This is a genomic window from Methanohalophilus profundi (assembly GCF_004137855.1).
In the GTDB taxonomy this organism is placed as follows: Archaea; Halobacteriota; Methanosarcinia; order Methanosarcinales; family Methanosarcinaceae; genus Methanohalophilus; species Methanohalophilus profundi.
In genome coordinates, this window is record NZ_QBKB01000002.1 from 1,384,233 (window position 1) to 1,404,968 (window position 20,736).

The 20,736-nt window shown below is 44.1% G+C and carries 21 protein-coding genes, 1 tRNA gene and 5 pseudogenes; 11 read left to right on the plus strand and 16 right to left on the minus strand.

The annotated features are described in order from the left end of the window. Position 1: 1 nt before the first annotated feature. The 3 genes and pseudogenes from C9889_RS07355 (at position 2) to C9889_RS11490 (ending at position 1,699) form a co-directional block, all read left to right on the plus strand. Positions 2 to 570 (plus strand): annotated as a pseudogene (locus C9889_RS07355) (DUF531 family protein). 122 nt (positions 571 to 692) lie between these two features. Further along, positions 693 to 1,243: pseudogene (locus C9889_RS10480) on the plus strand (DUF362 domain-containing protein); the annotation flags it as partial. A 204-nt stretch (positions 1,244 to 1,447) separates the two neighbouring features. Further along, positions 1,448 to 1,699 carry an indolepyruvate ferredoxin oxidoreductase subunit alpha gene (locus C9889_RS11490; protein WP_225420114.1) on the plus strand — a complete coding sequence of 84 codons (252 nt, stop codon included), beginning with the start codon at positions 1,448 to 1,450 and terminating at the stop codon, positions 1,697 to 1,699. On the opposite strand, the pseudogene pheS reads toward C9889_RS11490, so the two are convergent. From pheS to C9889_RS07385, 5 genes and pseudogenes are all read right to left on the minus strand, one after another. Further along, positions 1,696 to 3,171 (minus strand): annotated as a pseudogene (gene pheS / locus C9889_RS07365) (phenylalanine--tRNA ligase subunit alpha). The gene C9889_RS11490 and the pseudogene pheS overlap by 4 nt on opposite strands. 18 nt (positions 3,172 to 3,189) lie before the next feature. Beyond that, positions 3,190 to 4,487 (minus strand): annotated as a pseudogene (locus C9889_RS07370) (tryptophan--tRNA ligase). Positions 4,488 to 4,532: 45 nt separating this feature from the next. Next, positions 4,533 to 5,723, minus strand: coding sequence for a radical SAM/SPASM domain-containing protein (locus C9889_RS07375; protein WP_129598342.1), 1,191 nt, complete (start codon positions 5,721 to 5,723; stop codon positions 4,533 to 4,535). A 17-nt stretch (positions 5,724 to 5,740) separates the two neighbouring features. Beyond that, entirely contained in the window at positions 5,741 to 6,349 is a 609-nt protein-coding gene (locus tag C9889_RS07380; RefSeq protein WP_129598344.1) for a translation initiation factor IF-2 subunit beta, read from the minus strand. Between the two features lie 26 nt (positions 6,350 to 6,375). Then, positions 6,376 to 6,894 (minus strand): 50S ribosomal protein L16, encoded by a 519-nt coding sequence (locus C9889_RS07385; protein WP_072360624.1) that lies wholly within the window; start codon positions 6,892 to 6,894, stop codon positions 6,376 to 6,378. Between the two features lie 224 nt (positions 6,895 to 7,118). Here C9889_RS07385 and C9889_RS07390 point away from each other — a divergent pair, with 224 nt between their 5' ends. From C9889_RS07390 to C9889_RS07400, 3 genes are all read left to right on the plus strand, one after another. Further along, positions 7,119 to 7,655, plus strand: a complete 537-nt coding sequence (locus C9889_RS07390) for a MogA/MoaB family molybdenum cofactor biosynthesis protein (protein ID WP_129598347.1) — start codon at positions 7,119 to 7,121, stop codon at positions 7,653 to 7,655. 82 nt (positions 7,656 to 7,737) lie between these two features. Next, on the plus strand, positions 7,738 to 8,445 hold the full coding sequence (locus C9889_RS07395) for an RAD55 family ATPase (RefSeq protein ID WP_129598349.1): 708 nt from the start codon (positions 7,738 to 7,740) through the stop codon (positions 8,443 to 8,445). A 62-nt stretch (positions 8,446 to 8,507) separates the two neighbouring features. Continuing rightward, positions 8,508 to 8,765 carry a YhbY family RNA-binding protein gene (locus tag C9889_RS07400; protein WP_013038166.1) on the plus strand — a complete coding sequence of 86 codons (258 nt, stop codon included), beginning with the start codon at positions 8,508 to 8,510 and terminating at the stop codon, positions 8,763 to 8,765. On the opposite strand, the gene C9889_RS07405 is transcribed toward C9889_RS07400, so the two are convergent. From C9889_RS07405 to C9889_RS07440, 8 genes are all read right to left on the minus strand, one after another. Further along, positions 8,756 to 9,088 (minus strand): DUF190 domain-containing protein, encoded by a 333-nt coding sequence (locus C9889_RS07405; protein ID WP_129598351.1) that lies wholly within the window; start codon positions 9,086 to 9,088, stop codon positions 8,756 to 8,758. The two genes, C9889_RS07400 and C9889_RS07405, sit on opposite strands and share 10 nt — an antisense overlap. Positions 9,089 to 9,118: 30 nt before the next feature. Further along, the gene (locus C9889_RS07410) at positions 9,119 to 9,475 is read right to left on the minus strand and encodes a CrcB family protein (RefSeq protein WP_129598353.1); all 357 of its coding nucleotides are present in this window, start codon (positions 9,473 to 9,475) and stop codon (positions 9,119 to 9,121) included. 1 nt (position 9,476) lies between these two features. Beyond that, entirely contained in the window at positions 9,477 to 9,845 is a 369-nt protein-coding gene (gene crcB / locus C9889_RS07415; RefSeq protein ID WP_129598354.1) for a fluoride efflux transporter CrcB, read from the minus strand. Between the two features lie 22 nt (positions 9,846 to 9,867). Continuing rightward, a complete protein-coding gene (locus C9889_RS07420) occupies positions 9,868 to 10,143 on the minus strand; it encodes a ubiquitin-like small modifier protein 1 (protein ID WP_129598356.1) in 276 nt (91 codons plus the stop codon). A 65-nt stretch (positions 10,144 to 10,208) separates the two neighbouring features. Continuing rightward, a tRNA-Pro gene (locus tag C9889_RS07425) sits at positions 10,209 to 10,286 on the minus strand. A gap of 85 nt (positions 10,287 to 10,371) precedes the next feature. Beyond that, a complete protein-coding gene (locus C9889_RS07430; RefSeq protein WP_129598358.1) occupies positions 10,372 to 10,935 on the minus strand; it encodes a UbiX family flavin prenyltransferase in 564 nt (187 codons plus the stop codon). A gap of 1 nt (position 10,936) precedes the next feature. Continuing rightward, on the minus strand, positions 10,937 to 11,272 hold the full coding sequence (lpdD, locus tag C9889_RS07435) for a prenylated flavin chaperone LpdD (RefSeq protein ID WP_129598360.1): 336 nt from the start codon (positions 11,270 to 11,272) through the stop codon (positions 10,937 to 10,939). A 10-nt stretch (positions 11,273 to 11,282) separates the two neighbouring features. Continuing rightward, positions 11,283 to 12,479, minus strand: a complete 1,197-nt coding sequence (locus C9889_RS07440; RefSeq protein WP_129598361.1) for an HD domain-containing protein — start codon at positions 12,477 to 12,479, stop codon at positions 11,283 to 11,285. Positions 12,480 to 12,546: 67 nt separating this feature from the next. Between C9889_RS07440 and cofD the strand changes: the two are divergent. After that, positions 12,547 to 13,469 (plus strand): annotated as a pseudogene (gene cofD / locus C9889_RS07445) (2-phospho-L-lactate transferase). A 217-nt stretch (positions 13,470 to 13,686) separates the two neighbouring features. Here cofD and C9889_RS07450 read toward each other — a convergent pair. The 3 genes from C9889_RS07450 to C9889_RS07460 all read right to left on the minus strand — a co-directional run bounded on the left by C9889_RS07450 (position 13,687) and on the right by C9889_RS07460 (position 15,945). Continuing rightward, on the minus strand, positions 13,687 to 14,850 hold the full coding sequence (locus C9889_RS07450) for an ABC transporter permease (protein WP_129598363.1): 1,164 nt from the start codon (positions 14,848 to 14,850) through the stop codon (positions 13,687 to 13,689). 7 nt (positions 14,851 to 14,857) lie between these two features. Further along, entirely contained in the window at positions 14,858 to 15,472 is a 615-nt protein-coding gene (locus C9889_RS07455; protein ID WP_129598365.1) for a hypothetical protein, read from the minus strand. 83 nt (positions 15,473 to 15,555) lie between these two features. Continuing rightward, positions 15,556 to 15,945, minus strand: a complete 390-nt coding sequence (locus C9889_RS07460) for a hypothetical protein (RefSeq protein ID WP_129598367.1) — start codon at positions 15,943 to 15,945, stop codon at positions 15,556 to 15,558. Positions 15,946 to 16,225: 280 nt separating this feature from the next. On the opposite strand from C9889_RS07460, the gene C9889_RS07465 reads away from it, so the two are divergent. From C9889_RS07465 to C9889_RS07480, 4 genes are read left to right on the plus strand one after another with little or no spacing between them, the layout of a single operon-like run. Next, positions 16,226 to 16,954 carry an ABC transporter ATP-binding protein gene (locus tag C9889_RS07465; protein WP_164999348.1) on the plus strand — a complete coding sequence of 243 codons (729 nt, stop codon included), beginning with the start codon at positions 16,226 to 16,228 and terminating at the stop codon, positions 16,952 to 16,954. A 59-nt stretch (positions 16,955 to 17,013) separates the two neighbouring features. After that, on the plus strand, positions 17,014 to 18,210 hold the full coding sequence (locus C9889_RS07470; RefSeq protein WP_129598369.1) for a COG1361 S-layer family protein: 1,197 nt from the start codon (positions 17,014 to 17,016) through the stop codon (positions 18,208 to 18,210). A gap of 14 nt (positions 18,211 to 18,224) precedes the next feature. Beyond that, entirely contained in the window at positions 18,225 to 19,439 is a 1,215-nt protein-coding gene (locus C9889_RS07475; protein WP_129598371.1) for an ABC transporter permease, read from the plus strand. A 12-nt stretch (positions 19,440 to 19,451) separates the two neighbouring features. After that, complete coding sequence (locus C9889_RS07480; RefSeq protein ID WP_129598373.1) at positions 19,452 to 20,666, plus strand: ABC transporter permease; 1,215 nt, start codon at positions 19,452 to 19,454, stop codon at positions 20,664 to 20,666. Positions 20,667 to 20,736 lie beyond the last annotated feature (70 nt).

Consider the following 20,736-nt stretch of genomic DNA (forward strand, 5'->3'; position numbering starts at 1 on the left):
TATGCAGACCCTTGGAATTGTCAATACTTATGATCGTATAAAGGTCCTTGATGCCCATTACAGGGCCATTGCCAGGGCAGCCCCGATTTGCAAGATATTTGGTTTTAGCCTTGCCCTTTTTGATTTTCCTTTTGATATGGAAAAAGATGAACTTGTAAAGTACGTTGTGGAAAAAACAACAATAGGAGAATCAGGCGCCTATCTGCAACAACTCAATGAAGATCATCATTTTTTGTACAGGACCTTCCAAAAAAGGGTTTTCCGGCACATTTTGGCAAACCTGTTGCAACCACTTCCAGAGCAGACGAATCAAAACGAATGACAGCGATGGATGCTGCACAGGGAATATTGCATCATGATTCCTACCTCTTCCTCGTTGGACTTGGCAGGAAAGGATTGCCAAAATCAATTATAAAACAGACCTCCAATCATCTTGATATAAGTAGTGAGGGTACTTCCTGTGAAACATGTACAGCTATGGGAGCAATCCCTGCCTATATCATGGGCTTAGTTGAGGGAATAAAAAGCAATAAGCACAAGTCCCATAAATCTTTTAAGCACTTTTCCTGATAATTCCTACAATGAGTCATAACCGGGTAGCATTAGTTCGCTGTATGTATTATTCTACCTCAAAACAGGCAGTCAGGGAGGCAATGGACCTGCTTGGATGTTTTGATGAGATCAAAGCAGGTATGCGCATCTTGATTGAACCCAATGTGCTTGCTGCCCGGAAACCAGAAGATGCGGCTACGACCCATCCCTCTCTTGTCCGTGCTGTATGTGAAATTGTAAAGGAAGCGGGTGCTCATCCTGTTGTAGGGGATTGTGCCGGTATTACATCTGCCGGAGCAACCGCAGAAGCGCTTGATGAATCCGGTATAAAGCAGGCTGCTCTGGAGGGTGGGGGTGAAGTTGTGAATTTCCAGACTGCAGGCTTTAGTAAAGTAAAACCTGAAAAGCCCCTGCGTTTGGATGAGATCTATGTGAGTGACATCGTATTGGATGCTGATTATATCATTAACCTGCCCAAACTCAAGACCCATGAACTCACAACAATGACCGGTGCAGTGAAAAATATGTTCGGTGTTGTTCCCTGCGCATCAGGAAGGAAGCACATATGATGGCCGATCCTCTGATCTTTAGTGAAGTTCTTCTGGATATTTACAATGTCGCAACTCCACAACTATCACTTATTGATGCAGTTGTGGGAATGGAGGGCGATGGTCCCTCCAGAGGTAAACCAATTAATGTAGGTGCAATCCTTGCCTCTAAAGACGGTGTTTCCCTGGATATGGTTGCGGCACAGTTAATGGCCTTTGATTCCCTTTCTATACCTTCCAATATTGTGGCAGAGAAATTTCATGGCAAAAATTCTCCAGAAGTAACCGGTCTTGATGTGAATGAAATTGCTGTGCCTTTTAAGAGGCCGGGCCCTAGCCTGCTTAGGATGTTGCCTGCCTGGATTGTCCATTATGCAGGAAACTTATTCACAGTCCGGCCTGAAATCGATTGGAAAAAATGCACCGCCTGTGGAGCGTGTGTGAATAATTGTCCTGCAGAAGCCATACATATGGATAGGGGACATGCTGTCATAGATGATAACAAATGTATCCTGTGCTATTGCTGCCGGGAATTATGCCCGGCAGAAGCTGTAAAATCGAGAAAATCACTTGTTGCAAGGCTGCTTTCACACAGTTAAAGCTTGCAGACCGGACTCCGGCGCAACCACTCAATGTCGGACTGATATAATTCACGCAGGTCCTTCAAACCCAATCTCAGCATTGCCAGACGGCTGACACCAAGACCCCATGCCAAAACCGGTTCTTTGATGCCGAGGGGGTCAGTAACTTCTTTCCTGAATATTCCGGCACCGCCGAGTTCGACCCATCCCAGTTCCTCAATATAAACCTCGGGTTCGACACTGGGCTCTGTATAGGGGAAATACCCGGGTCTGAACCTGACGTTCTCGAATCCCATCCTGTGATAGAATTCCTTCAGGCATCCCAGCAGGTTGGCAAAGGACATGTTCCTGTCCATTACCACACCTTCCAGCTGCTCGAATTCAGGGGTATGTGTGGGATCAATTGTTTCCCGGCGATAGGCCCTGTCTATACAGAAAGCTTTGACCGGTGGCTCGGGATTATCTGCCAGGTGTTTGATACTGACCGAGGTGGTATGGGTGCGCAAGACGTTGCGTTTTGCGACATCACTATCCCATTTGCCGCCCCATCCCCTGGATTCAATGTCACCGCCCTTTTCGTGCATGGAACATACCGTTTCCAAGTATTCGCCCGGCAACTCTGACCGGGATTCCAGATGGAATGTATCCTGCATTTCCCGGGCAGGGTGGTCCTGTGGCTGGAATAGGGCGTCAAAATTCCAGAAAGAGCTCTGTATAATATCTCCCTTGATTTCGGTGAATCCCATTTCCAGAAATATCTGGCGCATCTGGTCGATCAGGCGCTGGTAGGGATGAACTTTTGCTGCAAAAACTTTTTTTTGGCGGTTTGTCAATATTGTATGGTCGAAAAGTCTTGTTCTTCCATACCCCGCTTTTGAGCATCCGGGAGGTCAGCTGGGTGATATCTTCGGTAAGTTCTAGACCGGAAGCAGCGATTTTTGCCCCTCAGATGTAATTGTTATAGTACGGTTTTTGGTTTCTTCTTTTTCTACCAGTTTGCGTTTGACCAGGTCCTTCATAACTTTCTGGTCAATTCCGGTTTCTTCAAGGGGCACTGCCTTTTCACCGAGTTTTGCCAGGGCAATCTCGTCTGCGGTTTCGGATACATCTGCTGTGGGTATGATATTCCCTTTCTCAATGGATGCCCAGCCTTTTCTCTTGAGCCATCCGGTTGCAATTCCCACCATCCCGGGAGAAAGCATTTCCTGCAGGTCCTTTATGGAAGTGGGGCCGTCAATCCTGTTGAGCACCTGTCTTTCAGGGAGTCCCTTCTCGGCATATTCGGTTCCTTCTGAACTGAGGTGATATTTTTCCGACACTTCATCCTTAACTTCTGCAAGCCCCTTTTCTTCAAGTAAAAAGGAGGCCTGGGTAGCATTTTCTATTTTCAGGGATGTTGCGTTGGCTATGTCCCCGGGACTTGCAGTACCTTTTTGTTCGAGGAAGAGAAGTACTTCCTTTTCATTCAATGTAAGATTGAGGTTTTCCATAGTATCTCCCATTAAGTATCAGAGTCCGTATTCTTCAAGTCTCTCGCGTGCCAGTTCCCTTTTTTCCTGATGGTCTTTGAGGAATTCTGCCATGCGTTCTGCTGCCAGGCCCTTGCAACTTCCGCACATGCGACTGCCATCCAAACATTCGGAATGGATATGTGCCAGTTCACCGTCGTCGTCACTAAGATGGAATACGAGTAACTCATAGACAGAACATTCGTCGGGCTGTCCTCCGAGTTCTTTTTGCTCTTTCAGGGTCATACGCCCGCCAGTCTTTGCCTTCTTAACCTTGCGGGCGCCGTCATCCGGATCATCGGTAAGGGCAATCAGGCTGTCAGGTACACTGCTTGACATCTTGCCCCCCTGCAAACCGGACATAAAGCGATGATAGGTAGAAGCCGGTGGGAGGAATCCATATCCTCCGTTATTCATTTCGACTTCCATTGTGATTTCCTTAAGTTTGGTCAGGTCGTCCACGCCAAAGATATCCACATGCCCCTCGAACAGTTTCGTATCCCAGGGCAATGCTTCTGAAACCTCTTCAAGTGCATCAACAGGTGCGGTCTTGCTTCGGACACTGACAAAGGGCACGTTATTCTTATCCGTCCTTTCCTCGATAAGGAACATGTTCATCTTGTTGGCAAGTCCCCGGGTGAGTCTCATGTGCGGGTCCTGATCGGCCCCCGCGGGAACAACTGTCGGCTTGGGTCCGCCGAATTCTTCAAGTTCGGGCTGGAGAATATCCGCACTCTGGGAGAGGGCACTGACCATATGTGCTATATTGGTCTGGCCATTGAATCCATAGATTGCACTTAGTTCCGAGAAATTTGCCTTGACACCCAGTTCAAATGCCAGATCCTTTACATTTTTGGATTGGGACTGGAAATAAATATGCCCCTCTGGTTCAAATCCCAGTGCAATAAGGCTAAGGATATATTCCTCAATTCCAATCTGTTTACATTTTTCCCAGGAAATCCCCTGACTGAATATGCTTCCCTGTCGGCAATACCTACAAAAGCCTCACCGCCCATCTTCTGGTGCCAGATGATCTGGTCCATGACCATTTTTCCGCCGAGATGGACTTTTCCGGAAGGCATGAACCCGCTCATTACCGCAAAAGGGTCATTGTCGTTCATGGCCCGGGTAATCATGTCATAATCCCTGTGACCAAAGATAATCTTCCTTCTCATGTAAGCGCTGGGTTGCTCGATCCGGGGCAGAAGTTCATCAAAACGCTGTATTCCAAACTCATCGAACAATTTCGAATAGTCGTCGATATTTGACGAGCCCCATGGATCTAGTTTCACATTCATGCATATCCTCAAGATTAATCTGGTTTATTTTGTCATTGGTATGATTTATTCGATTTTGTCAAATGGATAGGGAGGGACAACTCCATCTGGAATCTTTTCCACAAGTTCAAGATATTGTGGCATCTGCATCTGGCAGAATACATCCCCTGATTCAAATCGGGGGGCTTTTTTCATGTTCTTCCAGATGTCTCTTAACTGTTGGTCCTGGATGTTCCCAAAACTGAATGGTATATATGGGCAGGGCTTAACCGATCCGTCCACACAAATGTGCATCCAGCGCTGAGCCGCCATGCAACCCAGCATCTCACCTTCAAAATAACTATTGGTAAATATTCTGGGGCCAGTTTCTGTGGAATTGGCCTTGTGGTGCATTTCAAGGACTTTTTCCCTGTCCTCAGATGAGATAATAGGATCACCCTTTTTTTTCGGAGCACTTTCCCAGATTGAAAATTCGCTCACTCCCATCTCTGTCGCAAAAGCATAGAGTTGTGGAAGTTCATCCATATTTTTCGGGGAGGCATGGGTGCACATGGTGACTAATAAACCAGCATCAAGTCCATATTTAATGGCAGCTGTAGCCATATCAAATGCCCCCTCAAGTCTTCTTACTGCATTGTGCTTTTCGGGATTGGTGGAATATATACTGACCAGAAGATTATGCAGTCCAGCTTCCTTTAGTTTTCTTGCCGTCTGGGGACTCATATCTGTTCCAGGTGTGTACATATTAACAATTGCACGTTCTTTGTCAACATACTCTATTAGTTCAAAAATATCTTCCCTGAGAAGAGGATCTCCCTCTGTAAAAATAATTATGAATGCACCCATATCAAGAGCATCATCTATTGTTTTCTTGACAGTTTCTGTGTCAAGATCTTCCTCTCCACCACTTATAATGCAATGGTCACAATTACATTTGCATTTTCGTGTGATTTCAAAAGAAACAGTTTCAGGTACTCGTCTCCCCAAAGCATGCTGTACTTCAGCATTAAGGAGTCTTTTAAAAGGACCGCTCGGAATTGGAGGCAGCCAGGTAGAAGCAATTACCCTGTCCTTGCCCATATGTACGGGCTTTTCTTCCCGTAATCTTTCATTAATTTTTTTCAGGATAGGTGAGCAGGCATATTTAAGCTGGCCCCGGGAATTTAACTGTAAAGAGCCGTTTGAATTTTCGAGGTCAATGTTTAGGCCCGGAATCGAAAATACATTGATTCCCTGGCCCTTTTCATCGACTGACATTGGGTTTTGCTCCTTAATTATGCCTTTTCTGCAAAAGCCAGGTTTCCACTGATCTTTTTGATCCTGATCTTTAAGACGTCGCCCTTGGCAGTACCAGGAACGAAAATAGTGAATTTTGCCATCTTGGCGATTCCGTCTCCCTTGGAACCTACAGCATCAATCTTGACTTCATATTCTTTCCCTTCCTCAAGAGCGGATTCGGGAGTAGGTGCAGTAGCTTTCCTTTTCTTGACAGGCCTGTGCGCACCACATGCGGCACATTTCATCATTAGGACTCTGTCTACCTTCACAAGTTCCGTATCTGGCCTGTTGCATTCCGAACATATGACATATTCATCAACATAGGCATTTATGTTGGATTTGATAGCCTGGACAGGGAACTTCCCCTGGAATATGGCCTTGCCACCTTCGACCTTACCGGCGGTACCCAGCTCCCTTGTGAGGTATTTCATCAGATGATCTGCATCACGGTTAAGGACACTTCTAATCTGTGCAAAATTGTCCAATACCGTTGTTTTTCCCTCAATATAGATTTTGGGTTCCGGAATTACAAAACGCTCATCTGTTGTTTCGGTTTCCGGCAGGTTTTCCATTGCCCGGTCAAGCAAGGATTCATAATCTTCCATAAGTGTTCCCTCCTCAAAAGCTGGTTTTATTGTACCAGCTCTGCGCCTTCATCAACAACAATTCTTATTGGTGTTGGAAGCTTCTGTCCTGCTCTTTTAAGTGCAGCTTTTGCATGCTTGAAGTTCTTCTTATTGACAGAAACAGTGAATATCTTCTGCCCTGCAGAGACTCTTGCTGCAGTACCTACAGCTTTTCCGAATGCTTTTCTCATACCACTGGATACACGGTCTGCACCTGCGCCAGTTGCCTGCTTGTTTTCTCTCAGGACCTCGTGAGGGTAAACTCTTAATTTGAAATGGTAACTGATACGACCTACTTTGGAGATCATATGCCTGTTAGCTGATATCCTTGCTGCTTCGAGAGCTGTGTGTCTCATCTGACATTTCTCTTCAGATATAAGTGACATTTTGACCTGGAAATCTGCAGTCTTGTTTCCCATGTCGTAGTGTATTACCTGGCTTCCCGGAACACCACCCATATACTTTCTGCGTGTATATGAGCGCTGTTTAATGTTCCTGTACATACTTGCTGGTTTTCTTGTCATGGACTAAAGCCTCCTTGGAATGATAATGATGTAGAATTATCCCATTCTCGAAGTTTTGGTTTCTTATTGAGATTTACATATTTTAATGTATTGATGGGATGGTGTACTATCTTATATTGCCCTCCATATTGCCTGGTAGTTTATAAGTCTTATCGGTCATTTGTTGTATTTGTAAAGGGTATGCAGCAGAATTATAATATATGCAGTTTTCTATATGTTCTTTTATGAGCTCCAGCACCAAAGAGCATAAAAAAGGGACTGATAAAGCATATTCTTTTAGTCTTGTAACCATCTCAACTTCTCGTTTTAATACATATGGGCCCACAGAAACTCCTTCTGCTGCGGATGATGTCTCGGGGCAACTAATGTCAGACCTTATAAAGGCTGCCCACAACAATGTATTGTGCTATAGTCTTGTGGCAGATAATATCCCAGAGATAAGGAAAGAAGTCCTGTCAGCGATATTTAATGGAGCCGATGTTGTGATTACTACCGGCGGGACGGGTTTGTCTGCCTCCGATGTGACCATTGAAGCCCTTTGCCCGCTATTTGAAAAGGAACTTGAAGGCTTCGGAGAACTTTTCCGCCTTAAAAGTCTGGATCAGATAGGGTCTGCCACAATATTGAGCAGGGCAACTGCAGGTATTATACAGGGTTGTGCCGTATTCTGCCTTCCTGGTTCACCAAAGGCAGTGGAACTTGCAGTTGAGGAAATCGTAATTCCTGAAGCCGGGCATATAGTAAAACATGCAAGATCGTAATAACCGGGGGTATTATCAGGAATAATGTTATTAAGGGCTATCCTTATATAATAAATTAAAATAGAGAGTTCGGCTGGAGTATATGACATCCTATTCACTGGGCATTGAAGAACTTGATAGTATTATCGGGGAAATCCGTGAAGGAAGCAATCTGATGGTAATAGGTCCTCCTATGAGCGGAAAGGAAGACGTTGCCTACCATATTCTTAAAAACGGTCTCAAAAAGGAAGAGTCTTCGGTCATTGTTTCTACAAGAGAACCGGGTGAACATGTCCTGGACTGGTTCACCTCCTTTGACAAAACCATACCTGTATCCAATATCGGGATTGTGGATTGTGTAACAAAGACGCTGGGGATGGCGGCTGATGATACCGATAACATAAAACGTGCCTCAAGTCCTGTGGACCTTACCGGTATAGGTGTTCGAATAAGCCAGTTTTTTGAACAATTCTGGATGAAACGCCAGATTTCTCATAATATCCTCTGTATTAATTCAGTCTCGACTATTCTTATGTACTCTAATATCCAGACGGTATTTCGCTTCATGCACGTGTTCACAGGCAGAATCAAAGCCATAAAAGGACTGGGTTTATTCGTACTTGAAGACCAGATGCATGACTCCCGCACAATTGCTACCTTAAAACAACTTTATGATGGTATGATTGAGGTGCAGGAAGAAAATGGCAGTCATTACCTACGTGCAGTAGGCATATCTTCCAAACCCACTCCCTGGTTTGAGTATTTGGTGGAAGATGGTTCGATATCCATTCAGGGCATTAAGGAAGACTGAATGCTTTTCTTTAAGTTAGTTATATATACTTCATGCAGGTCCCTATAGGCAGGTGTTATTTGATGGATAAAGATAAAATAAGGAAATTTAGGTCGCAAGCAACTCACCTGAAACCCATTCTCACGCTGGGTAAAAAGGGAATTGATGATGCGGTTGTAACTGAATTGAAAAAACAAATTAAAGCCAATCATCTTGTCAAGGTAAAAATCCTCAAAAGTTTCCCGGGTGAAAGTATGGATTCAATTGCAGAGGAACTGGCCTCTCTTACATCCACTACCCTGATAGATGTGCGTGGAAGGGCGATAGTCCTCTACAGGTAATTAAGCCCTTTTTCCCCTGCTAGGATTTCCACATCCTGCATCACAATGAGTTCATCAGGTATCATTTCCTTGAGTTCAGGCAGGGTGTTACGCAACTTTTCTTCTTCATCCACGGCCTGTACTATTATGGGGAGGTCCATTCCAAGCCTGAGTATACTTGCTTTATGGATTATACTGTGTACTCCATATCCCTCAATTCCCTTGATTGCGGTGGCACCGGCAACATCATTTTTAAGCAAGAACTCGATGATGGCCTGATGGGCACTCTTGCCTTTGTATGTATCATTTTCACTAAGATAAATTGTCAGTATTTTGGATTGCATATGGTCCTCTTTCTTTGTTGACTTCTATTTTTAAATTAAGTTTGCCATTAACTGCCCGAATCCGGCACCGAGGATGCAGCACACACAGTTAAGCATTATATTTGTAAGAAAACTCCGGTTTGCCTGTTGTTCCAGGAGTGCAAATGATTCATATGTAAAAGTGGAAAAAGTGGTGAATGAACCCAGCATGCCTATGTTCAACAGGTAAAGATGCTGCAGGGAGTGGGAATATGTAAGATATGAGAGTATTGTTGTACCAATTATGTTTACTGTGAGTGTACCTGTGGGTATATCTGCCTTTTTCGGGGTCATTCCCGCGACTATATATCTGAGAATTGCACCGATAAACCCTCCGGTGCCAACAAGTAAATAGCCTGCTGGATCCATTTCACCTGCCCCCGATGTATATTACCAGGCTTCTTGCAAGAAAGATTGCAAATAAACCGGGTAGCAGATTTATCATCATGTTTGCAATCCCGTATACAGGTTGCATTTGCACAGTCTGTACAATGAATGTGGAGAATGTGGTGAATGCGCCTAAAAACCCGATGCCTGCAAACATTCGGATGCGTGGGGTTAGATAACCGATATAGTCAGAGTAGAACAGTAATAATCCCAGCAGGAAACTTCCCAGCACATTCACAACCAGTGTTCCCCGGGTTCCGGGAATCATGGTGGATGTGCCATATCTGCATACAGCTCCCAGGAATCCACCGGTTCCTAGCAAAAAAAGATTGGTAACATCCCGGTATTCCATAGGATTGTCCCACCATTTTTATTTATCCACCGGAAACAGGGGGGAATATAGCGACTTCATCTTTTTCTGTAATCGCTGAATCTGCACCTTCAAGATGCTGGACATTTTCCCCGTTGATCAGGATGTTTATATATCCTCTGAGTTTTTTGCCATCTTCAAATATAAGTTCTTCAAGATTCGGGTATTTTGTAATTATTTCATCCAATATCTCAGAAACAGTGTCTCCGTTGACCTCTACCTCGGAAGTTCCGGCCTTTTCCCTGATATTGGCAAACAATCTTACCTTCTTGGCAGCCATAGTTTTTCCCACGTCAGGCTGGTTTATAAAATATTCGTTAAAATTAGTATTTACATGAAGAATAGTGGTGGGATAGCGCGGATTTGAACCGCAGTCCAAGCGTCCCAAACGCTCGAGGATCGGCCAGGCTACCCTACTATCCCACATGATATAAGGGCATCCCCCCTAAATGCACTTCTCCTAGATATATCTAACTATTGAAGGGCGCAGAAGAGGGTGGAAATTGGTTCAGTTGCTGTCTCCTTCCCACCTGGGATATACATCATTATCAATATTCAGAAGATCCAGCACCCGCCCGGCCATGAAATCAATTAAGTCGTCTATTGATTGCGGTTTGTTGTAGAATGCAGGACATGCAGGTAAAACCTGGGTGCCGGATTCCTTGAGCTTGAGCAGGTTTTCCAGATGTATTCGGCTATAGGGAGTCTCACGCACCATCAGGATGACATTCCTGTCTTCCTTGAGACAGACATCAGCAGCCCTTGTAAGAAGATTATCGGAGATTCCGTGTGCAATGGAAGCAGCAGTTTTCATGCTACAAGGGGCTATTACCAAAGCATTGTAAGGATGCGATCCGCTTGCTACAGAAGCTGTAAAATCTTTTTCCTCGTGCACCTCACAGGCAAGTTTTTCCACCTCTTCGATCTTCCATTTTGTTTCTATATGTATTATTTGCCTGGCTGCAGAGGTTATTACCAGGTGTGTATAAATTCCCTTTTCTGCAAATATTTCTAGTAACCTGATTCCGTACTGTGCCCCGGAGGCCCCGCTGATTCCCACTACGACTTCCATATTATTCCTCAATTATATCTATAAGTTCGTCAACCATAAGTTCTGCGGTATCGCATATTTTACTGATCTCATCAGGCTGTATGTTGTTGAAATGTATTCCTACAAGGAATACAGTATCCTTTCCGGTTTTCCTGTTAATGCGGCCTGCCTGTGTGTGTGCAATTTTATCATCCCTGTGCCCGGGCAGGGTAATGACCGAGGAAGCACCTGAATTACCCACAGCAACCGCTCCTATATGCTCATCGCCGCCTGTGAGTGTTACAAGCAAACCGTCTCCAATATTGCGCCATTTAAGAAATAGTTTCCTTTCCCCAGCTTTTTTTTCAATAAATTCCACTTATATCCCCTTATATATCCGTTAACTTGTATTGTCGGGTCTGTTTTTTGATCTCGAAAAAATCGTTTGCTATTTTCTTTACCTTGTCCCTGTGTTCCCTGGGGGTATAAATCCCGAGTTTCCAGTTATCACGGTGTGCTTTTTCAAGAGTTGCTACAAGATGGGAGGCTTTATCAAGGGTCATTTTCTTTCCGTTGACCTTGATCAATGCTTTCATTTCCTCTATCCGGGGCAATTTCGGGATATCTATGAGGATTTCCTCTTCATTAATTCCTGCCTCTTCTGCGATTTCCTTTTCCACTCTCTGGATGGATTTGCGATAGCTTAAAACCTTCTCATCGACGTCATCAAACCCTACATAAAGGGCACGTTTGTACAGTTTCCTCTCATCAATCCTGTTGATCATCTCACCGGCGTAACCGTCATCCCGGCGCATGGTTTCAAACAGGCGGTAGTCATCCATGTCCTGAAGGCTGGAGGGATTGAGTTTCTCCCGCTCTACCAGATATTCGATACCTCTTGTTATCATTGTTTCCGAGATGCGGGTCACGTGATGGAAGTATACCGAAGGATGCATTAAAAAACGCGATACAAGCAGGGATTCGGCTGCATTGAGCCCACCTTCTGTTACAACCAGTTTATCTTCATAGAATTGCATTTTATGGATCAGGCGGCTATGGTCTACAAGACCGTATGCAACGCCAGTGTAATGTGCATCACGGATGAGATAATCCATGCGGTCAACATCAATCTCACTGTTTATGATCTGTCCAAGGGAGGTTTTACCCAGAATGTGGTCGGCGATCCTTGATATGTTGAGGCCGGCATCACTGCAAACTTCTGCTATATCCCCTTTGCGCAGCAGGTGTTTTACATCTTCATGCTCCCTGCGGGTATATTTTTTGATGATCCCCTCTGTCACATGGGAAAGGGGGCCGTGTCCTATATCATGCAACATTGCAGCAACCCTGAGTTCATCGATTTCAGATTGCTGTACGGAATCTATTTCTCCCGCAAGGGTTGTAGCCAGGTGATGTGCGCCCAGTGAATGTTCAAAACGAGTATGGTTGGCACCCGGATATACCAGGTTGGACAGTCCTAACTGGCGTATCCTCCTGAGACGCTGCATACGGGGTGTATCCATAAGGGATACTGCAAGCTCGTCAAGTTCGACATGACCGTGTACGGGGTCCCTCATGACCTTCATGTTTTTAAATAACCGTTCATATTATAATGATGTTGTGATTTTGGTAGCGAAATATTGAGGTAATACCATGATAATATTTTCCGGTGGAACCGGCACTCCCAAGTTCCTTGATGGCCTGATGTGGACAATGGATGAAGAAGAAATTACAGTTGTTGTGAATACCGCCGAAGACCTGTGGGTATCAGGTAATCTTGTAACACCGGATGTTGATACAGTACTCTACCTTTTGCCGGCATGATTGACCGGGATAAATGGTGGGGTATAGCAGGTGATACATTCCGCACTTTCAATGCTATGAAGGACTGTGGTTATGATGAGAAGATGATGCTTGGGGACCGGGATCGGGCCACGCATATTATGAGATCTGATATGATTCGTAATGGGGCTACCCTGACTGAAGCAATCTCAAACCTTTGCTCAAGCTTTGGTATTAAGGCCAACATCCTGCCGATGTCAGATGATCCGGTATCCACAATGATCCGCACACCTCAGGGCTGGATGCATTACCAAGATTTCTGGATTAAGCACCACGGCAAGCCCGATGTACTTGAAGTTAAGATGGCTGGAATTGATGAAGCTTCTATATCCCCTGCTGTAATGGATAAACTACGGGAAGACAGCAATGTCCTGATTGGTCCCAGTAATCCGATTACAAGCATAGGTCCCATCATATCCCTTGATGGAATGCCTGAAATCCTTAAAAGTAAAAATGTGGTTGCAATCAGTCCTATTATCGGGAATGAACCTGTTAGTGGTCCTGCTGGTAAACTTATGAAAGCATGTGGTTAGGGTATTTCTTCAAATGAAGTTGCAAGGTGCTACCATGATTTTCTGGATGTGTTTGTAACAGATATCTGTGATTCGCAGGGTTGTAATTCTTTTGAAAGTATGGCTTGCAGTGTAGTAAAGACTGATACGATGATGTCTTCTGTAGATGTAAGTATACAATTAGCAGGTTATGTAAGGAATCTATTTGAGTCCCTGGAATAATTGTGCTTGAAAATTCTAAACATACTTAAAATTCAGAAGCAAAGAGTATATATGTTAATATCCCCTATCATTTACTATCTCAAAATGCTTGCTTACCATAATGGGGGTGGTATGAGCGGGCTGGGGAGTGGGGGTACTAAAAAAGGGATTAAAACCCGCTCATCTATACACCCTAATGTAGGTCTCGTATATACACTTTTCCCTCTGTTTCTATGGATTAATGTGTTGCTATTGCTTCTACAGGCTCCATATTTGCGGCCCTGCTTGCCGGATATACTCCTGCAATCAGGTTTAGTATGAAAACCGCGATGACTGTTAATACTACATCCTTATATCGTATAACCACCGGTATGGAATCTATGGGATAAAGTTCAGAGGGCAGATCATAATTGCCTATTGACAGTGCTATTGCGATCCCGGCAATAGTTCCTGTGACAGCCCCGAGAAAACCCAAAATCCCACTTTCAAGGATGAATATGTTCCTTATGCCCGATTTGCCCGCTCCCATGGCCATGAGAATGCCTATATCCTTAGTTTTTTCCACTACTACCATGTTCAGGGCGCTTATGACTCCAAATGATGCTATCAGGAGAATAAAGCCCAGCATGATATTATTGGAAATGGTTTCAATTGCAATGGTCTGTAGGATTTCAGGATTTGTTTCTGTCCATCCTTCTGCAGGATAACCCTTATCTTCAATTTGCTGTGCAATCTCCCTGTCCCGATTGAAGTCATAAAGTTTTATGCTGATACTATTGACAACATCAGAGGTTCCGTAGAATGACTGGGCTGTTTGAAGGGAGGTGTAGGTCATTGTGGAATCCAGGGGAGTGTTTGTATCATATATGCCTATGATACGATAAAGGTTAGTTTCAGATTCAGGGAAAGATATTTCTATTCTGTCATCAAGGGAGGCCTCAAGGTCATCTGCCAGGTCGTCCCCGATTACAATTGTATTTCCTGAAGTAGCCAGGGCGAATAAACTTCCTCTTATTATGTCCGAATTTGTGGATAATACTGCATCTTCATCACGGGGATTTATTCCTTTAAACAAGACGTTTTTGACATTATCTTCATTGCGTAATACAGCTTCACCTGCAAGGGATGGAGATACTGCTTTGATACCATTAATCTCATACAATTCACTCTGGAGATTTTTGTATAGGTGGATATATTCACTGTCTTCTTCCGGTGTAACGGTTACATGAGCCATATCATTGACAGTTGATTCATACAGTTTATCGGTAAAACCTGCCATGAATGCATTGGACACAACAAGAATCATGACAGCAATTCCTATAGCACCTACAGAAAGTATGGTCTGCCTTTTCCTGTATACAATGTGCCTTAATGCAACAAAAAGTTCAAATTTCAATGGCATGGTTTGATCAATATTTTGTTTTTACCAGATATGCCTGAAAAATCAGAATTATTGAAACAAGAGAACCAATTGCAGGTGTAGCATTGGTTTGTTCTTCTTTTTCTTCATTTACTGTGGCAGGCACAATGTCTTTTTCGACATCAATTATGCTTTCTTTTGATATTATGACTTTTCCGTATTCCCCGATAGCCTCGATTAGCAGTGTATATTCTCTACTGTCAAGTTTATTTTCCCAGATTGCCTCTACAGTTTCATCATCTTCTGCAAGCAGAACCGGACTTTCCCGGACAATATTTTCTACTGGTTTTCCATTGCTGTCAAAAACGGTGAATCTTATTGAACCCCTGAAAGGTACCTGGGACATGCCTGATATTGTAGCACTTGCACCGATCTCATCCTTGTAAATATCGCTGATTTCCACATCTTCTTCTGCCACAAAAGAGCGGCTTTTGAGCAACGATATACTATAGGGGTCCTTTATACTGACTTTCAGTCTCCCCTGATATACATGTTTATTTTTGAGTACCACATTCCATTTTTTGTCCAGGGCGAGAGGTTGTGTATGCACAGGAATGGCTTTTTCTTCGATTCTGTCCACTACCCTGTTGCCATCCACCAGCATATATTCAACATCTATCAGCGTGGATTTATAGGGAGTTATTATGGCTTCGATTCCAATTGGTGTGGGTGTCAGACTGTCAATTGTTATAGCAGGAAGTATCTGATGGCCATATACAAACTTTTTTCCTGCCGGGCAAATACTTCATTCTCGTCTTTGACGATTATTTGTACTTCATAAGCCCCATCATCCCGTATTGCTTTTTTCCAGTAGAATACTCTGGTAAGTGCAGAGGCAGGTGTTAGCGTGTTTATATCGATTGATTGTGTATCAATGACAACTCCTTCATGTAACAATGATGCTTCTAATGTGAGATTATTATAGGTGCTTTCTGAAATAATCCTGACATCACAGCTCTGCACATCACTGTAGATCTCTTCAATAGTAATGTCACTTTTTCCAGCTGCTGTTCCCTGGATAATTAATAGCAACAATACTGTAGTTACAAAAATACAATACTTAGTTTTCCAGCCCATTACACTTTGATTTGTTTTAATGGTATTTAAATACCCTTTTAGAAAAACTTTGCAGGAAAAATGTTTATATCCATTGGATCACAGTTTTATTAAAAGGAAAAGTGCAAGAAAGAAATGTGAGGGAATTTTTCATATTCTTTATGTTAAAAGGAGGTAAAATGATAATCACATCGAATCTGGATGTTTTTCCCATTTTTATCTTCGATATTATTCCCATAAATCATTCCATATGTCCTATCAGTATATTTCAATTGGAGGTTTGTGACTTTTGAATAACAGGATGGTGGAGCTGGAAAAAAATCCCCCGCAGGATGATATAGTCGTGCGAGCTGAAAACGTTTGCCGGGATTATGAAGTAGGGGATATGACAATCAAGGTACTCAGGAATGTGGACCTGCTTGTCAGGAAGGGGGAGTTTATAGCTATCATGGGTCCATCGGGCTCGGGTAAAAGTACCCTGATGAATATGATAGGATGTCTGGACAGGCCCACCTGTGGTGCAGTTTATATCATGGGGAAGAATGTGAACCGCATCTCCGATAGTGAACTTGCAAAATTAAGAGGGATGGAGATTGGCTTTGTGTTCCAGAGTTTCAATCTGGTTTCACGATTAAGTGCTCTGGAAAACGTGGAACTGCCTACCTATGCCAACAGACGGCCCGGGGTTGATGTAAGGGGTAAGGCCAGGGAACTATTGGATCTGGTAGGGCTTTCAGAACGTATGGATTACAAACCCACCGAGTTGTCGGGGGGCGAGTCCCAGAGGGTGGCAATAGCCCGGGCGCTTGTGAATGATCCTTCCATAATACTTGCCGATGAACCTACCGGGAACCTGGATTCAAAAACAGGGGAAGGGATAATGAATATTTTTACAGATCTTCATCGAAGGGGCCGTACGGTCATTATGATCACTCATGATTTACAACTTGCTAATAAATACGCGGACCGGGTAGCTTACTTGAAAGACGGTGTAATTGATGACAGGGCTACTATGCCCAATGCTGCTTAATAGAGGTATAACTATGAAAAATCCGGATTTTGATACTTTTTGTATCTTCCTTGTTGCTGATGATTTCTGCAATAGCTGTGGTTCCTGCTACTGCTGCGGAAGATTCATCAAGTTCGACCCTGAGGGTAGATGTACTCAGATATGAACCTTATCCCGCGGATATAGGGGATTATGTATCGGTGTGGGTAAAAGTTGAAAATTACGCCTCGGGAGAAGCTGAGGATGTTTCAATCAAAATAGAACCGGAATATCCCCTCTCGCTGGATTCTGAAACAAATGCAATCCAGAATTTTGGCAGAATCCCTCCTGATCGCACAGCAATCCATGAATACAGGCTGTATGTTGACGAAAATGCCAAAACCGGCACGGGGGGTTTTGATGTGCTTTACCGGGCAGATAGTGATCTTTCGTGGGTAAAGGAATCTTTCGATCTAAAAGTAGGTTCCAATACTTTTGACAGTAAAGGCACTGTAGTACTTTCCAATATGATTTCCAAACCCCAGATATTCATGCCCGGTGATGAGGGTTCCATAAGTTTTACACTGGAAAATACGGCCAAGTCCAGTACTGTTACAATAGATGATGAAACCTATGATACATATGCAAGGGTCCAGTCCGCTACCCTTGAGGGAACTGACCTGATAGAGGTAACAAGTCAACCATACGAAGGTAAAGGTGTCCTCGGTCCAGGGGATTCAGTACAGGTAACATACAATGTCGAAGTGGATGAAAATATAGAAGACGGGACTTATTATCTGGACCTTTTAACAATAGGTAACTCACATTCCTTCAACAATAATTGGCGTGTACCGATAGTTGTGGATTCCTATTCACTGGAAGTGATACCTTCAAAGCCTCTTGCAATAGAAAATGGGCAGGGTACACTTGAATTTGATGTAGCCAATGTGCATCCGAAAGCTCTCTCCTCAGTAGCCGTAAGCCTTGAGGCAGAAGGGGTTAGTTTCTCTCCCTCTAACTATTTCGTGGGTTCAATGGACCCTGATGAACTATTCACTATAGAAATAGATGCCAAATCTGACCAGAAGGAATTTACAGGCACCAAAAATGTTACAATTATTGCCAGTTTCCGTAATGGTCTCAACGAACATGAGTTTGTTGCAGGTGAGCGGTCCCTGAAATTCGAGAAAGTACAGGAAGATAATAATACGGCCATAACGGTGGCTGCTGTGTTGGGGCTTATCCTGCTGGTAGTAGCTGTCTATATGTATCGCAGGAAATGGAATCCTAAGGAATGATCGGGTAATCTTGTATGGTCAGGCTTTCAGAGGCGATAAAGTTAGCTTTTGCCAGCATAGGTAGTGCGAAATTGCGCTCTGCCCTGACTACCCTGGGTATTATCATAGGGGTGGCCGCTGTAATTGCCAACATATCCCTGGGGGCCAGTTTCGGGCAGTACTTCGAAGAAGAAATAGGAGCATCGGGTACTAATTTTATCGTTATCTTCACCGAGAAAAACAATGTATTCGGAGATTCCCAGTTCAATGTTGTTGAGAATACCAACGGTGTTGCTGCGGTATCCTCCATTAATCAGCAATTAGCGACCCTGAAGTACCAATCAGCGGAGCGTACCGCAACTGTCAGTGGGGTCCTTCCCGATTATGAGGAAGTGGGGAATATAAATATGGAACATGGCCAGTTTCTGACCAGTCAGGACGGGAATGTGGCTGTAATCGGTTCGGATGTGGCCTATGATAAGTTTGACCGGAATCTATCTGTTAAGAATTTCATAAAAATAAGTATAAGAAATGTGGATGGAGGGATAAGTACACGGACGTTTCGTGTAAAGGGCATCATACAGGACCCGGATGCCTCCTTCGTACCTCCTGAAGTGGATCCTGCAGGACGTGTTTTTATTCCTCTTGCTGTCATGCAGCAGATGCAGCACAGGGACGACATAGGGGGATTTTTCATTAAAGCCGAATCTCTCGAAATCCTGGAGCAGGTTACCGATGATGTGGATGAAAACCTTGCCCGTTCGGTGGGAGTGCCCAGCAGGGATATTGATAACGAGGATGCCAAACCCTATGAAATCTTCAACCAGCAGGATATCCTGGATCAGATAAACCAGCTATCAAGTGCCCTGACATCCATACTTGTTGCTGTTGCGCTTATATCCCTTGTAGTGGGCTCGATAGGTATCATGAATATTATGCTCGTGACGGTTACCGAAAGAACAAAAGAGATCGGGCTGATGAAAGCCCTGGGTTACAATTATTTTGATATATTGACCCTTTTTATCGTGGAATCTGTTATTATCAGTCTTTTTGGGGGTATCCTTGGAGTATTGCTGGGTCTGGCGGCTTCAATGGCCGTGAACAATTACCTTGATATTGCTAATATTTTCCCGGTAAGTCTCATACTGCTGGGTTTTGGCATCTCTTTTGCTGTTGGTCTGATCTCGGGTGTTTATCCAGCCAACAAGGCGGCAAAAATGGATCCTGTGGAGGCATTGCACTATGAGTGAGGTGGACAGAAGATGTTGAATTTCAAGGAAGCCTTCCGGCTTTCCCTGGGAAGTATCAGCGGTTCCAAGATGCGTTCCACTCTCACGACCCTTGGAATCATTATAGGTGTTGCTGCTGTTATTGCCAATGTGTCCCTGGGGGCCAGCTTCAACCAGTTCTTTGTGGAAGAGCTGGGTACCCAGGGGTCGAATTTTATTATAGTTTACAGTCAGGATATTGATCTTTTCTTTGAAAACCAGCTGGAAACTGTGCGGAGTGTACCGGGAATAGAGGGTGTATCCGGTATCCGGCAGCAGCTTGCCAGTGTAACCTATCTCTCTACGGTGCGCCAAATTGATATACAGGGCTGTTCGGCGGATTATGAGCAAATTGGGAATATACAGCTTGCGGAAGGCACTTTTCTCAGTGACAAGGATAAGTATGTTGCAGTGCTGGGTTCGGATGTGGCTTATGAGAAATTCGACCAGAAAGTATCCAATCATAATTCCATTGATGTTGAGTTTGTACGCAGGGACGGAACAAAAGTTTCCCATTCTTTCAAGGTTATCGGGATTATTGACAGTCCCAAAACAACTTTCATCCAGAGCGGTGCAGAATCCGATGTGCGGATTTTCATTCCGATAGACACAATGAATGACATGCTGGGAGTTGAAGACTATGGGGGAATCTCCACAACCGTTGACGAATCCCGTTCGGTGCGGGAGGTTTCGGATGAAGTGGATCGCAGGCTTGCCAGAAGTCTCGGCGTTTCGGAGAGAGAACTGGATAATGAGGATGTGAAACCCTATTCTATCTTCAACCAGGCGGATATCCTGGATAACCTGAATCAGCTTTCCAGTGCCCTGACAACCCTCTTGACCTCTGTAGCATTGATTGCCCTGCTTGTGGGCTCGATAGGTATTATGAATATTATGCTTGTAAGCGTGACTGAAAGGACAAAGGAAGTGGGTTTGCTCAAGTCCCTGGGCTTTACCCGTGTGAATATCCTGACCCTGTTCCTCATCGAATCGGTGGTTCTGAGTGCTATTGGTGGAGTACTGGGTACAATTTTAGGAGTTGCTGCTTCCTATGGTGTAAGTTACTTTTTGGATTTACCTTATATTTTCCCATTCTATCTCATAGTTGTGGGTTTCCTGATTGCCCTGGTCATAGGATTGGTAGCAGGTCTCTATCCTGCCAACAAAGCCTCGAAACTCGATCCCGTGGAAGCCCTGCGAACCCAGTGATAAAGGTTCGAATGGGTTCGCAGCTTAAAAAATAAATATATAATGTAAACGCCATCTATTCACATGGAGA

Excerpts from the sequence above, each read along its gene's own strand:
- C9889_RS11490 (WP_225420114.1), top strand. The coding sequence starts at position 1,448 with ATGTTGCCTGCCTGGATTGTCCATTATGCAGGAAACTTATTCACAGTC.
- C9889_RS07375 (WP_129598342.1), bottom strand. The coding sequence starts at position 5,723 with ATGTCAGTCGATGAAAAGGGCCAGGGAATCAATGTATTTTCGATTCCG.
- C9889_RS07380 (WP_129598344.1), bottom strand. The coding sequence starts at position 6,349 with ATGGAAGATTATGAATCCTTGCTTGACCGGGCAATGGAAAACCTGCCG.
- C9889_RS07385 (WP_072360624.1), bottom strand. The coding sequence starts at position 6,894 with ATGACAAGAAAACCAGCAAGTATGTACAGGAACATTAAACAGCGCTCA.
- C9889_RS07390 (WP_129598347.1), top strand. The coding sequence starts at position 7,119 with ATGAGCTCCAGCACCAAAGAGCATAAAAAAGGGACTGATAAAGCATAT.
- C9889_RS07395 (WP_129598349.1), top strand. The coding sequence starts at position 7,738 with ATGACATCCTATTCACTGGGCATTGAAGAACTTGATAGTATTATCGGG.
- C9889_RS07400 (WP_013038166.1), top strand. The coding sequence starts at position 8,508 with ATGGATAAAGATAAAATAAGGAAATTTAGGTCGCAAGCAACTCACCTG.
- C9889_RS07405 (WP_129598351.1), bottom strand. The coding sequence starts at position 9,088 with ATGCAATCCAAAATACTGACAATTTATCTTAGTGAAAATGATACATAC.
- C9889_RS07410 (WP_129598353.1), bottom strand. The coding sequence starts at position 9,475 with ATGGATCCAGCAGGCTATTTACTTGTTGGCACCGGAGGGTTTATCGGT.
- crcB (WP_129598354.1), bottom strand. The coding sequence starts at position 9,845 with ATGGAATACCGGGATGTTACCAATCTTTTTTTGCTAGGAACCGGTGGA.
- C9889_RS07420 (WP_129598356.1), bottom strand. The coding sequence starts at position 10,143 with ATGGCTGCCAAGAAGGTAAGATTGTTTGCCAATATCAGGGAAAAGGCC.
- C9889_RS07430 (WP_129598358.1), bottom strand. The coding sequence starts at position 10,935 with ATGGAAGTCGTAGTGGGAATCAGCGGGGCCTCCGGGGCACAGTACGGA.
- C9889_RS07440 (WP_129598361.1), bottom strand. The coding sequence starts at position 12,479 with ATGAAGGTCATGAGGGACCCCGTACACGGTCATGTCGAACTTGACGAG.
- C9889_RS07450 (WP_129598363.1), bottom strand. The coding sequence starts at position 14,850 with ATGCCATTGAAATTTGAACTTTTTGTTGCATTAAGGCACATTGTATAC.
- C9889_RS07455 (WP_129598365.1), bottom strand. The coding sequence starts at position 15,472 with ATGCTGGTGGATGGCAACAGGGTAGTGGACAGAATCGAAGAAAAAGCC.
- C9889_RS07460 (WP_129598367.1), bottom strand. The coding sequence starts at position 15,945 with ATGGGCTGGAAAACTAAGTATTGTATTTTTGTAACTACAGTATTGTTG.
- C9889_RS07465 (WP_164999348.1), top strand. The coding sequence starts at position 16,226 with ATGGTGGAGCTGGAAAAAAATCCCCCGCAGGATGATATAGTCGTGCGA.
- C9889_RS07470 (WP_129598369.1), top strand. The coding sequence starts at position 17,014 with ATGATTTCTGCAATAGCTGTGGTTCCTGCTACTGCTGCGGAAGATTCA.
- C9889_RS07475 (WP_129598371.1), top strand. The coding sequence starts at position 18,225 with ATGGTCAGGCTTTCAGAGGCGATAAAGTTAGCTTTTGCCAGCATAGGT.
- C9889_RS07480 (WP_129598373.1), top strand. The coding sequence starts at position 19,452 with ATGTTGAATTTCAAGGAAGCCTTCCGGCTTTCCCTGGGAAGTATCAGC.